We start from the raw sequence: 13,396 nt of genomic DNA on the forward strand, positions 1-13,396 counted from the left end.
CGACGTGTCTACTTTCCGGGGGTCAGGTCCCTGATCGGTGAGCTGATCTACAGGCGCCACGTCGACTACAACGACACCACCGACTATTACTACACCGCCCCGATACTGATCTTGCAGCCGGACGGTTCTTTGACGAAAAGCATGACCGAAGAATTCATTGCTGCAAACCCGAACTGGCTGAAGCTGCGTGGCCGGCTGCTCGCCGACGGGCCACGTGTTGCGACCGCCGATTTCAACCACAACAACGGATGGGGCGTGGTGGGGTACCGGGCAGATGCAGCCAACCCGCAGCCAGAACTGCACAATGGTCTGCGCCAAAAGAACATTGAAGCAGCGCTGTCTTTTGCAGAGCGGAACTGGGTAAGAGGCTAGTGATCAGGACCTCCCTGCCTAGAATGCCCGCCCTAGTAGAAACTGATAAGCATGTCTGACCACGCTTTAGCTCCATTCGACTTCCCGGAAAATCACTACTCCGAGAGGCTCATTCCCCGCACTCGTCGTTCTGTGTCCGCCCCGAACTTGAGAGCAAGCACATCTAGCATCGCTCGCGCGATCGCAGCGGCTGGGCCACTCCCCGGCGGGGCCGCACCTGAATGGCGAAGTCTACGGATCAATCTCATCACGGCGGTGGTGGGCCTTGCTATCGCACTATCAGCCATTATCGGCGAAGATATGTCTATTAGTTCCGGATGGCAGGGATTGGCCGTTGCAGTATTCGTCCTTGTCCTCGTCGTGGCGGCCGGTCGGAACATTCGAGCAATTCGGAGTTCTACGTGGGGTGCTCGCCGCCTACGGACGGCGTCGGAAAATGGATGGATCGAGTATTATCCCGCGTTGCTCAGCGAGATCTGGCAAACAGGTCGACACGTGCCGCACGCGGATCCCACCGAGTACTACTACAAGGCGAAGGTACGCATTTTCCTTCCAGACGGCACAGCTCAAGAAATCATCAGCGATGAGTTTGAGTCCCACACTTCTCCCCGCTCCTTCCGGCAGCAGGGAGTAGCCGTGGTACGGTTCCAAAGCCAAGCGACGTTCAAGCACCCCACAGGGTGGTATATCGCGGCCCACCTGTCCACAAAGCCACTTCGTTATACGAGCCTCCACCACCAATTGAGCAGAGAGCAAGTCATCGCCGCGCTTGATGCGGCGGCATCCGCTCGATTTTAGATATCCTTCACGCTGCCTTCACCATCGATAAACTCCAGCGGCGAGTCTGGGAAGCTTTCGCGGCCAGCGACCTCGGTGACCACCTCAGCGACAAGCTCCCGGGAGGTAGTCAGTTTACCGGTGCGCTCTGCGTCCTTATCTAGTACGGTGATGCCGCGCGAAGGCTCCTCCGTCAGGGCGGCCGGGCCAAGGATAAGGTAGTCAAGGTCCGTGGAATTGAGCTTGTTGTCCACTGTCTTTTTGGACTCCACGTAGGCGTACCACTTCTCATCCGCAGGATTGGTCGTGTTCTCCGTGGCACCCATGTAGGAAATCATGATGTAGGCCGGAGTGTTCTTACCCTCGGCAGCAAGCTTTTCTAGACCCGCAATCGATGCCAGCGCCGCATCACGGTCGACCGCCCAGGTCACCTCCGCGCCAGCACGGCCACCGTTTCCGGCGCCCCACACGACGACGTCATAGTCAGCCAAAAGCTCTGCCCAGTCTTCCACAGAAAGCTCGGTGAGATCGCGCACCACTGCGGTGGCACCGAGGGCCTCAATATCAGAGACCTGGTCCGGGTTGCGGATGAGGGAATGGACGGTGAGGTTGGCGTCGGCAAGCTTAGGCGCCGCCAAAAGCCCAACCTTGCCATGGCCGCCGATGTACAGAACCTTCTTGCGCGCAGTTGTTGTCGTATCAGTCATGTGCGCCACCGTACGCGCTATCCGATCTCTCTGCAGGACCCCAGAGCAGCTGGAAAAACGTACAGGCTACAATCTAGTCATGATCGCCATCATGACTGTTACCGGTGTTGATAACACCGGAATTATCTCCGCCGTATCCACCGCCCTCGCAGAACTTAACGTCAATATCGTTGATGTATCTCAGACGCTCATGTCTGAGTACTTCACCATGATCCTGCGCGTCGAATTCGATGAGAACGAGGTCAGCATCCAGCAGCTCCAGGAGCGGATGAACACCGTCGGTGAGTCCATCAAGCAATCCATTCGCGTGCAGTCGGAAGCACTGTTCACCGCAATGAACGAGATTTAGGGACGATAACCAGTCATGCTTAACCGCTTCAATACCGCCAGCATTCTCGACACCATCGAGATGATTGAGAAGTACCGTCTCGACATCCGCACCGTCACCATGGGCATTTCGCTGCTCGGCTGCACACGCCCCACCATGGAAGCCACCGCCGAGGCCGTGTACGACCTCGTGACATCCCGCGCCGCACACCTGGTTGAGGTATGCGAGGGAATCGAGGCCGAGCTCGGTATTCCGATCGTCAACAAGCGCATCTCTGTCACCCCCATCGCGCTCATCGTGGCCGGAGTCGAGGGAAACCCCGTGGACGTTGCCCGCGCGCTGGATCGCGCTGCCGCAGCGACCGGTGTTGACTTCGTCGGTGGCTACTCCGCGCTCGTCGAAAAGGGCGCAACGACCGCCGAAAAGGCGCTTATCCGTTCCATCCCGGAAGCGCTGGCTGAGACCAACCTGGTGTGTTCCTCGGTGAATATCGCATCCTCGCGCGCCGGCATCAACATGAACGCCGCAGCGCAGATGGGACGCATCATCAAGGAAGCTGCCGAGCTCACCAAGGATCGCAGCGCTATCGGCTGCGCCAAGCTCGTGATCTTCTCCAACTCCGTGGGCGATAACCCCTTCATGGCCGGCGCCTTCCACGGCATTGAAGAACCGGACTGCGTCGTATCTGTGGGCGTGTCCGGACCCGGCGTGGTCGATCGCGCGCTCGGATCCCTGGAGGGCGCCACCCTCAATGAGGTCGCCGAAGAAGTCAAGAAGGCAGCCTTCAAGGTCACACGTGCTGGTCAGCTCGTGGGTGAAATGGCCTCCGAGCGCCTCGGTGTGCCCTTCGGCATCATTGACCTCTCCCTCGCTCCCACCGCGGAACTGGGTGACTCCGTCGCGCACATCCTGGAGCACATGGGCCTCGACCAGGTGGGCACCCACGGCACAACGGCGGCGCTTGCCCTGCTTAACGACGCCGTGAAGAAGGGCGGCATGATGGCCTGCTCCCGCGTGGGCGGTCTTTCTGGTTCCTTCATCCCGGTATCGGAGGACAAGGGCATGATCGACGCGGTGCGCTCTGGTGTCATCTCCATCGACAAGCTGGAGGCCATGACCTCAATTTGCTCGGTGGGCTTGGACATGATCGCCATCCCGGGCGATACCTCTGCCGAGACCATCGCCGGCATGATTGCGGACGAAGCCGCCATTGGCGTGATGAACCATAAGACGACCGCCGTGCGCGTCATTCCTGCCCCAGGCACCAAGGCTGGCGACGAGGTCAACTTCGGCGGCCTTCTGGGCTACGCTCCGGTCATCCCGGTTAACCAAGTGGGCAACTCCACCTTCATCAACCGCGGTGGCTTCATCCCCGCACCGGTGCACGGTTTCCGAAACTAAGGCCCCATCAACTCGGATTAGTTTTCACCAAGCACTTGACCCTCACACTATGTGAGGGTTTAGCTTTGTCCTATGAAGATATCGGACGTCGCCGCGGTCGCTGGTTGCTCAGTGCGTTCCGTGCGCCATTTGCACGAGACAGGCGCGGTTCCTGAACCCGCACGCACCAGCGGAAACTATCGCGACTATTCTGTCTCTGATTTGGCGTCGGTGCTGCGCGCGCGAGCACTTATCGACGCCGGCGTCCCGATCGCTGATGTCACATCTCCCGATGCGCTCGAGCGCTCGTTTAGCATGCTGGATGAGCGAATTGCTCGGCTGCAGCAGCAGCGAGAACGCTTGCGCGCCCTTTCTCGAGCCCCCAAAGGGACTCCAGAGGATATCCGGGACTCCCTCAGCCAGGTCATCGAGGATCCGGCAATGCTTCAACTCGAACTAGATTCCTGGGATCTCATGGCACTTAGCGGAGTCGCTACACCAGCCACCTGGGAGCAGCTTCGACAGAACCTCGCCGACGACGATTGCCTTGCAGCTCTCCGTGAAGGTGAAAGCTTGTGGCGAGAGCTTGGCTCTCGGTCTCCGCAAGATCGTGGGGTTTCGCGCATTGTCGACAACCTGCAGTCCATACTTCCACGGGGCTTGATGCGAGGAATCTACCCAACGCTCCGGCCTGGCAATGTTCCGCTGACCGTGGCTGACACTCCGACAAAAGGTGCGCAAAGTGTAGCACTCGAGGCATTGGTGGGAGGCTTACGTGGCTAACGTCTGGCGATTTGTGGAGAAACATCCTGGGTTTCGCCTTGCCAAGTATGAAGTGGGACTTTACCAGGACCTGTGGCGTTGGATGCGGGGCCAGACGTTGATCCCCACGGGTGCGGTGGCACTTCCCCACCCTCCGGGCAGGCTACAGATGCTCGGATTCATCACTGCGGTTTTGGTGGTTGAAATGGTCGTTGTGCACCTTCTTCTGCCCGCGGGCGTTCTGCGGATTGCAGCGTTGCTACTGTCGCTCTGGGCCGTAGTCTTTGTGTGGGGCTTAATTGCTGCCGAACGCATTCGACCTAGCTATGTGACCAACGAACTCACGGTTTTGCGGCGCGGAAACACTGTTTTCGTTGAGGTACCGATGGCTCTTGTTCGCAGCAAGCGCGCGGACCGTACCTTCGAATCGGCGATTGTGATAAGAGAAGGTGAACTCACGGTCGGTGGCCCAGCTGGAACCGATACTCTCCTGCTCCTCAGCGAACCGGTCCAGGCATCGCCAGACCGATACCCGTGGCAGCGCGCTCTCCCGACGGAGGTAACGAAGGTGCGCTTCTATGGCACTACTTCCCGGTAATCGCTGGCGTTGCGTAGTTGCTCCTCGAGCTCGGCGATCAACGGCAAGATCAGCTGCGCACGTTCGTCATCAATTCCCCACTTCTCAGGTTCGCTGCGGATCAAGTTTCCCGTGGTCTTGAGGAAGTGGGTGAAGTTTTCCACCACTGCTCGGTTGCCGTTGCGTACGCCTTCGGCGAGGACGGTATCGCTCAGCCGCTCGATCCAGATTTCCAGAATATGGGGGGAGGTGCTCTTGGCAATCGTGGTGCAGGCGGCGCGCGCTAAGCGCACCCCCTCATCGTCATGCCACACTCCTCCGGGGGCGCGAAGGCGACACGAGATGATTGCTGCCGCTTCGACGGGCGGAATCAGTCCCTTGCGGACGCAGGTTTCTACGTAGTCGGCGCCATATCCAACGGCCATGATAGGACCGATGTCTTTGACAATGCCGCGGGTGTCCTCCTCTGTGACATACCACGCGCGGAAGGTGAGGTAGTCCTCGTAGTGAAAGTGGCCCGCCTCCGCGAGCACGTTGAGCAGCTGGGCGGACAAGGCCTTGGTCCACACTTTGTCTGTACGCAGGTAACCGGTGAGGCGCTCCCGAATCTGGCCGAGGTGGCTGTCCCACTGGCCTGACTCAATGCCCTCTTTCAATTCGGTATAGGCCCAGTCCACGCGTACTTCGGGGCGCTTGCTCACTAGTCCGGTGAGCAATGGTTCGATGACGGAATCTAGGGTCGCGGCGGTGCTCATGGTCTCTTCCTCTCCAGCGGCGGCACGATGGGGTTTTACCACTTCTAGACCCTGTGCGTGGGAAGCGGAAGAACCCAAGAGAAGAGTCTTGAGCGGTGTGTGGTTGTGAGCCCGAGTCTAGCGCAGGAAGTAGAGCCAGGATAGAGCTATATCTGAGAAGTAGGCTCTAGGCTAGCTCCACGATTTCCATGTACTCGTCGTTCCACAAGTCCTCATCGCCGTCGGGCATGATGATGACGCGCTCTGGGTTGAGAGCCTTGACCGCACCCGGGTCGTGGGTAACCAAGACCACGGCACCGGTGTAGGTACCTAGGGCATCGAGCACCTGCTCGCGGGACTGTGGGTCGAGGTTGTTCGTGGGCTCGTCGAGAAGCAGCACGTTGGCGCGCGAGGACACCAGCGTTGCCAGGGACAGTCGGGTTTTCTCACCGCCGGAGAGCGTGCCGGCGGGTTGCTCCAACTTGTCTCCGGAGAACATGAAGGCGCCCAGCAGTCCACGCAAGTCCTGCTGGCCGGCATCCGGGCAGGCCTCGATGGTGTTTTCCCACACGGTTTTGTCTGGGTCGATGTTGTCGTGTTCCTGGGCAAAGTATCCGATGCGCAGTCCATGTCCGGAAACGATTCCGCCTTCGCCGTCGGTGCGTTCCACGCCCGCCAGCAGCTTGAGCAGGGTCGTCTTGCCAGCACCGTTGTAGCCCAGCACGACCACGCGGGACCCCTTGTCGATGGCCAAATCGACGCCAGCGAAAACCTCCAGCGAGCCATACATCTTGGTCAGGCCCTTGGCGTTCATCGGAGTCTTGCCGCAGGGAGCAGGTTCGGGGAACTTGATGTTGGCGACCTTATCGGCCACGCGAACGTCATCAAGCTCGTTCATCATGCGCTCAGCACGATGCAACATCTGCTTGGCAGCGGCGGCCTTCGTGGCCTTCGCTCCCAACTTGGCGGCTTGCTTGTGCAGGGCTGCGGCTTTCTTCTCCGCGTTGGCGCGCTCTCGCCGGCGACGAGCTTCATCGGTGGCGCGGGCATCAAGGTACTTCTTAAAGCCCATGTTGTAGACGTCTGCTTCGGCGCGAACGGCATCGAGGAACCAAACCTTGTTGCACACGGCCTCCAGCAGATCGACGTCGTGCGAAATCATCACGAGGCCACCCTCGTGCTTGGACAGGAAGCCGCGCAGCCAGGTAATCGAGTCCGCGTCGAGGTGGTTGGTGGGCTCGTCGAGAAGCAGCGTGGTCTGGGACTTGCCGGAGCCAGCCGAAGCTGCAAAAAGAATCTGCGCCAGCTCCACGCGGCGGCGCTGACCGCCGGACAGCGTCTTGAGCTGCTGGTCGAGCACACGCTGCGGCAGGCCCAAGTTGTCGCAGATCTGCGCGCATTCGGAGTCCGCCTCATAGCCACCTAAGGTGTGGTACTCCTCCTCCAGGCGGGAGAACTTACGAATGGCCCTGTCGCGGAATTTATCGTCCGTGGCGGTTTCCATCAGCTCTTGTTGCTTGGCCATGCGGCGCTTGATCTCATCCAAACCGCGCGCAGAGAGCACGCGCTCACGCGCAGTCTGCTCAATATTGCCTTCTCGGGAATCCTGCGGCAGGTAACCAATGGGACCTGAGCGCGTCACCGAGCCGCCATAGGGCTCGGTCTCCCCCGCCAGGATGCGCATGGTGGTCGTCTTGCCCGCGCCGTTGCGCCCGACCAGGCCGATGCGATCCCCCGGCTGCACGCGAAGGTGCTGGCCGGGGGCGTCGAGAAGCGTGCGTGCGCCCACGCGCACCTCGAAATCATTGGTCACAATCACGTCGAAACAGTCTAGCAACCAGGGTAGTTAATCCCGAACCGCACAACGCCCAGGCACAGCATCGCTTGCGAACCACCACTGACGAATAGATCCCCAGACCTCGATCCCGCAACCTCCTGTTCGCCTCTACTGAGTGAGCCAGTGCTTGGCGACGCCCACCTGCGTCTTTCGGGATCGAGGTCTGGGGCTTTGCTTTTGGTTGAGGAGACCGCGTTGACAGTGGCGAGGGATGCTCACATATACGCAGAACACCGCCGGTTCGTGTGGACACAAGAACAATGCGCACTCTCGAACCGGCGGTGATATTAACTAAGGCGATTCGCGGAACCTAGACCGCGAAGCCGAGGGCCTGGAGCATCTCGCGGCCCTCTTCGGTAATCATGTTCGGGCCCCACGGCGGCATCCAGACCCAGTTGAGCTGGACTGCCTCGGCGAGCTTGTTGCCTACGATGACATCCTCGATCTGTTCGCCGATGACATCGGTGAGAGGACAGGCCGGGGAGGTCAGCGTCATGTTAATGACGCAGGTGTTCTTGCCGTCAATATCGTCGAGCCAGACGTCATAGACCAAGCCCAGATCAACGATGTTGATTCCAAGCTCTGGGTCGATGACATCACGAAGGTACTCGGTGATATCGAAGGTCTTCGCAATCTGCTCTTCGGTCTGTTCAGGCTTGACAGCAGCGCCATCGAAGGAGGCATTCTGGTCCTGGTAAGGATCGGTGCTGCCACCGGTGGTTTCAGTGTTATCAGCCATCTACTTCTCCAATTCGTTCAACGCTTCCACGGTGGCGGCTTGGAAAGCCTTCCACCCGAGGAGAGCGCACTTAACACGGGCGGGGAACTTGGCTACGCCGGCGAAGGCGATGCCGTCCCCGATGATCTCGTCGTCACCTTCCACTTCGCCGCGGGAGGTCACCATCCTCTCGAATTCGGCCAGCTTGGCGTTTGCCTCCTCGAGGGGGATGCCGACGATTTCCTCCGCCATAACAGAGGTCGAGGCCTGCGAAATGGAGCATCCCTCGGCGTCGTAGGACACGTCCTCGACGGTTGTGCCGTCGGGGGAAAGCTTCACGCGGAGGGTGAGTTCATCACCGCAGGAAGGGTTGACGTGGTGAACTTCTGCCTGGCCTTCGCGCAGGCCAGAGAATTTCGGGTTCTTGTAGTGGTCCAGGATGACGTCCTGGTACATGGAATCTAGGTTCATTCGCTCACTCCAAAGAAGGTGCGGGCAGCCCGCACCGCCTCTATGAGGGCGTCGACCTCGTCCTCAGTGTTGTACAGGTAAAAGCTAGCGCGTGCGGTCGAATTAGCCTGGCACGCGCGGTGCAGCGGCCACGCACAGTGGTGGCCGGTGCGGATGGATACGCCATGAGAGTCAAGAACCTGGCCTAGGTCATGCGGATGGATCCCATCCACGATGAAGGAGACCGCTCCTCCGCGATCCTCGGTGTTTTCAGGCCCGATGATACGCACGCCGGGGATCTCGGCAAGCTTCTGCAAGGCCAGTGCAGTGAGTTTCTGCTCGTGGGCGTGGATGGCCTCCATGCCCACCTCGCTCAAGAACTTCACTGCTGCACCAAGGCCCACAACCTGGCTGGTCATTTGGGTTCCGGCCTCGAAGCGGGTGGGTGGCGCGGCAAACGTCGAGCCTTCCATCTTGACTACTTCGATCATGGAACCGCCGGTGAGGAAAGGCGGCAGCTGCGCCAGCAGCTCTTGCTTACCGTAGAGCACGCCCACGCCGGTCGGCCCGCACATCTTGTGCCCAGAGAACGCGGCAAAATCCACATCAAGTTCGTGGAAATCCACCGGCATGTGCGGCACCGACTGGCAGGCGTCGAGAACCACCATGGCACCTACGGCACGGGCACGACGTACCAACTCTGCGACGGGAGCCACGGCCCCGGTCACGTTGGACTGGTGGGTAAAAGCCACGACCTTCACGGAGTCATCGAGCTCAAGCGAATCGAGATCAATGCGGCCGTCCTCGGTCATGGAGTACCACTTCAGCGTCGCGCCGGTGCGCTGGCACAGCTCTTGCCACGGCACCAAGTTCGCGTGGTGCTCCAGTTCGGTGACCACGACGGTATCGCCCTCACCGACATAAAGCTCGCCGGCGCGCTCATCACTGAGCACGTAGGCAACCTCATTGAGCGCTTCAGTGGCGTTCTTGGTGAAGGCAATCTCATCGCGGTCGGCACCAACGAAGGCGGCGATGGCCTGGCGAGCGGACTCGTACGCGTCATCGGCCTCCTCCGCCAGCTGGTAGGAACCGCGGTGCACCGGAGCGTTGGTGCCGAGCACGAACTCCTCCTCGGCCTTCCATACCGGCAGGGGACGTTGCGAGGTCGCTCCCGAATCCAGGTACACCAAAGGTTTACCGTCGCGCACCGTGCGCGAGAGGATAGGGAATTGTTCCCGAATCGCATTAACGTCTAGTTCAGGCATAGGTCCTTGTGCTCGGTTCTTTTTCTCTAGCGTGTCGTGGTGTGGTCTGTCGTGGTGTTACCGGGGTCGGCGGTACAGCCTACTTGAGGAACTGCTCGTAGCCGTCTGCCTCAAGCTGGTCAGCCAGCTCGGCGCCGCCGGTCTTGATGATCTGTCCGTCGGCGAAGACGTGAACGAAGTCCGGGACAACGTAGTTGAGGATGCGCTTGTAGTGCGTGATGAGGAGGATGCCGCCGTTGGTCTCCTCCTGATAGCTGTTGATGCCATCGGAGACGACGCGCAGGGCGTCGACGTCCAGGCCGGAGTCGGTCTCGTCCATGACGGCGAACTTCGGTTTGAGGATGTCGAGCTGCATGACCTCGTGGCGCTTCTTCTCACCACCGGAGAAGCCCTCGTTCACGGAGCGGTGTGCAAAGGACTTATCGATGGCCAGCTTCTCGCGGGCCTCGGTGAGCTCCTTGTTCCACTCGCGTAGCTTCGGAGCCTCGCCACGGATAGCGGTCACGGCGGAGCGCATGAACTGCGACATCTTCACGCCCGGCACCTCAGTCGGGTACTGCATGGCCAGGAAAAGACCAGCGCGGGCGCGCTCGTCGACTTCCATCTCGAGGATGTTCTCGCCGTCGAGAAGCACCTCGCCCTCGGTCACCTCATACTTGGGGTGACCGGCGATAACGTAGGACAGGGTGGACTTGCCGGAGCCGTTGGGGCCCATGACGGCGTGGGTCTCACCGGAATTGATGGTGAGGTTGACACCCTTGAGGATCGGCGTGGGCTCACCGTCCTCCTCGTGTGGGAGCACCTGCGCGTGGAGATTCTTGATTTCCAGAGTAGACATTGAGTTGGTACCTGCTTTCGGGAAGTTTTAAGCGTTGATCTTGGCGAGCTCGTCGACGACGCGGGATTCCAGATCCTCGCGCAGGGACTCGACCGGGATGCGGGAGATGACTTCGGAGAAGAAGCCGCGGATGATGAGGCGGCGTGCCTCGGCGGCAGGAATACCGCGGGACATGAGGTAGAACAGCTCAAGGTCATCGAAGCGGCCCACCGTTGCGGCGTGGCCAGCACCGACGATCTCACCGGTCTGGATCTCCAGGTTCGGGATGGCGTCAGCGCGCGCACCCTCGGTGAGGATCAAGTTGTTGTTCGTCTCATAGGTGTCCGTGTTGTTCGCATTCTTGCGGATGAGCACGTCACCGACCCAGCAGGTGCGGGCCTCCGGGGTGCGGGAGGCGGAGCCGGCCTCGGCCTTCTGCGCAGCAGTAGCACCCTGCAGAGCGCCCTTGTAGAAGACGCGAGAGCGGCAGTTCGGCACGTCGTGGTCCACCAGCAGGCGGTTCTCGAAGTACTGGCCGGCATCAGCAAAGTAGACGCCGAGCAGCTCGGCATCGCCACCGGGGCCATCGAAAACTACGCGCGGAACAAGGCGCACAATCTCGCCGCCAAAGATGGCGGTGTTGTGGCGCAGTACGGCGTCGCGGCCCACCTTCGCAATCTGATGGGACAGGTGCACTGCATCGTCTTCCCAGTCGGCGTCGACGACGACGGTGACCTGGGAGCCGTCGCCCAGCACGAACTCCACGTTGTCTGCGTGGGTACCGGAACCGACGTACTTAAGAACGATGGTGACCTCCGCGTGATTGCCCACGTGGATGGAGGTCGCACCAAAGGAGGTCACGCCCTCACCAGCGCCGGTGATGGTGATCTCCACCGGCTTATCCAGTCGTGCATCGGCGTCAACGCTGACGACCTGTGCCTCCGGCATCGAGGACCACGCCTGTGCAGCAACACGGTCGGCAGGAGCGCCAGCGGTGCCTAGGCGATCGTCGTCAGGCGCAACGGTTTCGGAGGTCACGCCTTCCGGCGCCACGACGTCGATCTTCTGCGCCGTAGCCGGTGCGAACTCGCCGTTGTGCAGACCACGCAGGTTGCGCAGCGCGATGAAGCGCCAGACTTCGTCGCGGCCGTGCGGAACCGGGAAATCCTCCACATTGAATGAGGTGAACTGGTCACCCTTGGTGACGTCAGCAGGATTAAATTCGTTGGAAGCTACCACTTAGCCCACCGATCCTTCCATCTGCAGCTCGATAAGACGGTTCAGCTCCAGCGCATATTCCATGGGGAGCTCCTTAGCAATCGGCTCGACGAAGCCGCGCACAATCATCGCCATGGCCTCTTCCTCAGCGATGCCTCGCGACATGAGGTAGAACAGCTGCTCCTCAGAGACCTGGGAGACCGTTGCCTCGTGGCCCAAGGTGACGTGATCATTGCGGATGTCGTTGTACGGGTAGGTATCCGAACGCGAGTTGTTATCCACCAGGAGGGCGTCACACTCGACGTTGGCTGTGGAGTTGGCAGCGTTGGCGTTAACCTGCACCAAACCACGGTAAGCCGCGCGGCCGCCGTTGCGGGCCACGGACTTGGAGACGATGTTGGAGGAGGTGTTCGGTGCCATGTGGACCATCTTGGAACCAGTGTCCTGTACCTGGTTGTCCGCCGCGAAAGCCAGGGAGAGAACCTCGCCCTTGGCGTGCTCGCCGGTCAACCAGCAGGACGGGTACTTCATGGTCACCTTGGAGCCGATGTTGCCATCGACCCATTCCATGGTGCCGCCCTCTTCGACCTTGGCGCGCTGGGTCACCAGGTTGTAGACGTTGGTGGACCAGTTTTGAATGGTGGTGTAGCGGCAGCGGCCACCCTTCTTCACGATGATCTCAATAACACCGGTGTGCAGCGAATCCGAGTTGTAGATCGGCGCGGTGCAGCCCTCGATGTAGTGAACGTAGGCGCCCTCCTCCACGATGATGAGGGTGCGCTCGAACTGGCCCATGTTTTCGGTGTTAATACGGAAGTAGGCCTGCAGCGGAATATCTACGTGGACGCCCTTCGGGACGTACACGAAGGAACCGCCGGACCAGCACGCGTTATTCAGCGCGGAGAACTTGTTGTCACCGGCCGGAATAACAGTGCCGAAGTACTCCTGAAGGATCTCCGGGTATTCGCGCACGGCGGTGTCGGTATCAACGAAGATAACGCCCTGAGCCTCGAGGTCCTCACGGATCTTGTGGTAAACCACCTCGGACTCATACTGCGCGGCAACGCCAGAGACAAGACGCTTCTTTTCGGCGTCCGGAATACCCAGCTTGTCGTAGGTCTCTTTAATGTCGTCCGGCAGGTCGTCCCAGGTCTGGGCCTGCTTCTCGGTGGAGCGGACAAAGTACTTAATATTGTCGAAATCGATTCCGGAGAGATCCGGGCCCCACGTCGGAACCGGCTTCTTGTTGAATACACGCAGCGCCTTGAGGCGGGACTCGAGCATCCATTCCGGCTCGTTCTTCTTCTTCGAGATATCGCGGACGACATCCTCGCTCAAACCGCGGTGTGCTGCCTGGCCGGCTTCGTCGGAATCACGCCAGCCGTACTCATAGCCACCGATGGAGGAGATGATCTCGTCATCGCTCATCTTGGTCTCAAGCCCGGGTGCTGGTT

General features: G+C 60.2%; 14 protein-coding genes and 1 pseudogene. 6 read left to right on the plus strand and 9 right to left on the minus strand.

Annotated elements, in window-relative coordinates; genetic code table 11:
- Positions 1 to 372: pseudogene (locus HMPREF2743_RS05545) on the plus strand (hypothetical protein); the annotation flags it as partial.
- A gap of 51 nt (positions 373 to 423) precedes the next feature.
- A complete protein-coding gene (locus HMPREF2743_RS05550) occupies positions 424 to 1,170 on the plus strand; it encodes a hypothetical protein (protein WP_070818351.1) in 747 nt (248 codons plus the stop codon).
- On the opposite strand, the gene HMPREF2743_RS05555 is transcribed toward HMPREF2743_RS05550, so the two are convergent.
- Positions 1,167 to 1,856, minus strand: coding sequence for an SDR family oxidoreductase (locus HMPREF2743_RS05555; protein WP_070818352.1), 690 nt, complete (start codon positions 1,854 to 1,856; stop codon positions 1,167 to 1,169). The genes HMPREF2743_RS05550 and HMPREF2743_RS05555 overlap by 4 nt on opposite strands.
- 79 nt (positions 1,857 to 1,935) lie before the next feature.
- On the opposite strand from HMPREF2743_RS05555, the gene HMPREF2743_RS05560 reads away from it, so the two are divergent.
- The 4 genes from HMPREF2743_RS05560 (at position 1,936) to HMPREF2743_RS05575 (ending at position 4,924) form a co-directional block, all read left to right on the plus strand.
- Positions 1,936 to 2,205 (plus strand): ACT domain-containing protein, encoded by a 270-nt coding sequence (locus tag HMPREF2743_RS05560; RefSeq protein ID WP_010186707.1) that lies wholly within the window; start codon positions 1,936 to 1,938, stop codon positions 2,203 to 2,205.
- 15 nt (positions 2,206 to 2,220) lie between these two features.
- Positions 2,221 to 3,585: a PFL family protein gene (locus HMPREF2743_RS05565; protein ID WP_070528352.1), complete on the plus strand. Its 1,365-nt coding sequence runs from the start codon at positions 2,221 to 2,223 to the stop codon at positions 3,583 to 3,585.
- Between the two features lie 72 nt (positions 3,586 to 3,657).
- A complete protein-coding gene (locus HMPREF2743_RS05570) occupies positions 3,658 to 4,347 on the plus strand; it encodes a MerR family transcriptional regulator (RefSeq protein WP_070818353.1) in 690 nt (229 codons plus the stop codon).
- Positions 4,340 to 4,924 carry a hypothetical protein gene (locus tag HMPREF2743_RS05575; RefSeq protein WP_010186710.1) on the plus strand — a complete coding sequence of 195 codons (585 nt, stop codon included), beginning with the start codon at positions 4,340 to 4,342 and terminating at the stop codon, positions 4,922 to 4,924. Before HMPREF2743_RS05570 ends, HMPREF2743_RS05575 begins: the two co-directional genes overlap by 8 nt.
- On the opposite strand, the gene HMPREF2743_RS05580 is transcribed toward HMPREF2743_RS05575, so the two are convergent.
- The 8 genes from HMPREF2743_RS05580 to sufB form a co-directional block, all read right to left on the minus strand.
- Positions 4,903 to 5,658: a DUF2785 domain-containing protein gene (locus tag HMPREF2743_RS05580; RefSeq protein ID WP_070818354.1), complete on the minus strand. Its 756-nt coding sequence runs from the start codon at positions 5,656 to 5,658 to the stop codon at positions 4,903 to 4,905. The two genes, HMPREF2743_RS05575 and HMPREF2743_RS05580, sit on opposite strands and share 22 nt — an antisense overlap.
- Before the next feature lie 166 nt (positions 5,659 to 5,824).
- Positions 5,825 to 7,456: an ABC-F family ATP-binding cassette domain-containing protein gene (locus tag HMPREF2743_RS05585; RefSeq protein ID WP_070818355.1), complete on the minus strand. Its 1,632-nt coding sequence runs from the start codon at positions 7,454 to 7,456 to the stop codon at positions 5,825 to 5,827.
- Positions 7,457 to 7,784: 328 nt separating this feature from the next.
- Entirely contained in the window at positions 7,785 to 8,213 is a 429-nt protein-coding gene (locus HMPREF2743_RS05590) for a metal-sulfur cluster assembly factor (RefSeq protein ID WP_010186729.1), read from the minus strand.
- Positions 8,214 to 8,663, minus strand: coding sequence for a Fe-S cluster assembly sulfur transfer protein SufU (gene sufU / locus HMPREF2743_RS05595; protein ID WP_046649118.1), 450 nt, complete (start codon positions 8,661 to 8,663; stop codon positions 8,214 to 8,216).
- On the minus strand, positions 8,660 to 9,907 hold the full coding sequence (locus HMPREF2743_RS05600) for a cysteine desulfurase (RefSeq protein WP_046649117.1): 1,248 nt from the start codon (positions 9,905 to 9,907) through the stop codon (positions 8,660 to 8,662). The genes sufU and HMPREF2743_RS05600 overlap by 4 nt, the downstream gene beginning before the upstream one ends.
- 79 nt (positions 9,908 to 9,986) lie before the next feature.
- Positions 9,987 to 10,745: a Fe-S cluster assembly ATPase SufC gene (gene sufC / locus HMPREF2743_RS05605; protein WP_046649116.1), complete on the minus strand. Its 759-nt coding sequence runs from the start codon at positions 10,743 to 10,745 to the stop codon at positions 9,987 to 9,989.
- Positions 10,746 to 10,772: 27 nt separating this feature from the next.
- Entirely contained in the window at positions 10,773 to 11,963 is a 1,191-nt protein-coding gene (gene sufD, locus HMPREF2743_RS05610) for a Fe-S cluster assembly protein SufD (RefSeq protein WP_070818356.1), read from the minus strand.
- Positions 11,964 to 13,370, minus strand: coding sequence for a Fe-S cluster assembly protein SufB (sufB, locus tag HMPREF2743_RS05615; protein WP_141761398.1), 1,407 nt, complete (start codon positions 13,368 to 13,370; stop codon positions 11,964 to 11,966).
- Positions 13,371 to 13,396 lie beyond the last annotated feature (26 nt).

It is taken from the genome of Corynebacterium sp. HMSC036D02, from assembly GCF_001836165.1.
Taxonomy (GTDB): Bacteria; Actinomycetota; Actinomycetes; order Mycobacteriales; family Mycobacteriaceae; genus Corynebacterium.

Coding starts and splice junctions, on each gene's coding strand:
- HMPREF2743_RS05550 (WP_070818351.1), top strand. CDS start 424: ATGTCTGACCACGCTTTAGCTCCATTCGACTTCCCGGAAAATCACTAC.
- HMPREF2743_RS05555 (WP_070818352.1), bottom strand. CDS start 1,856: ATGACTGATACGACAACAACTGCGCGCAAGAAGGTTCTGTACATCGGC.
- HMPREF2743_RS05560 (WP_010186707.1), top strand. CDS start 1,936: ATGATCGCCATCATGACTGTTACCGGTGTTGATAACACCGGAATTATC.
- HMPREF2743_RS05565 (WP_070528352.1), top strand. CDS start 2,221: ATGCTTAACCGCTTCAATACCGCCAGCATTCTCGACACCATCGAGATG.
- HMPREF2743_RS05570 (WP_070818353.1), top strand. CDS start 3,658: ATGAAGATATCGGACGTCGCCGCGGTCGCTGGTTGCTCAGTGCGTTCC.
- HMPREF2743_RS05580 (WP_070818354.1), bottom strand. CDS start 5,658: ATGAGCACCGCCGCGACCCTAGATTCCGTCATCGAACCATTGCTCACC.
- HMPREF2743_RS05590 (WP_010186729.1), bottom strand. CDS start 8,213: ATGGCTGATAACACTGAAACCACCGGTGGCAGCACCGATCCTTACCAG.
- sufU (WP_046649118.1), bottom strand. CDS start 8,663: ATGAACCTAGATTCCATGTACCAGGACGTCATCCTGGACCACTACAAG.
- HMPREF2743_RS05600 (WP_046649117.1), bottom strand. CDS start 9,907: ATGCCTGAACTAGACGTTAATGCGATTCGGGAACAATTCCCTATCCTC.
- sufC (WP_046649116.1), bottom strand. CDS start 10,745: ATGTCTACTCTGGAAATCAAGAATCTCCACGCGCAGGTGCTCCCACAC.
- sufB (WP_141761398.1), bottom strand. CDS start 13,370: ATGAGCGATGACGAGATCATCTCCTCCATCGGTGGCTATGAGTACGGC.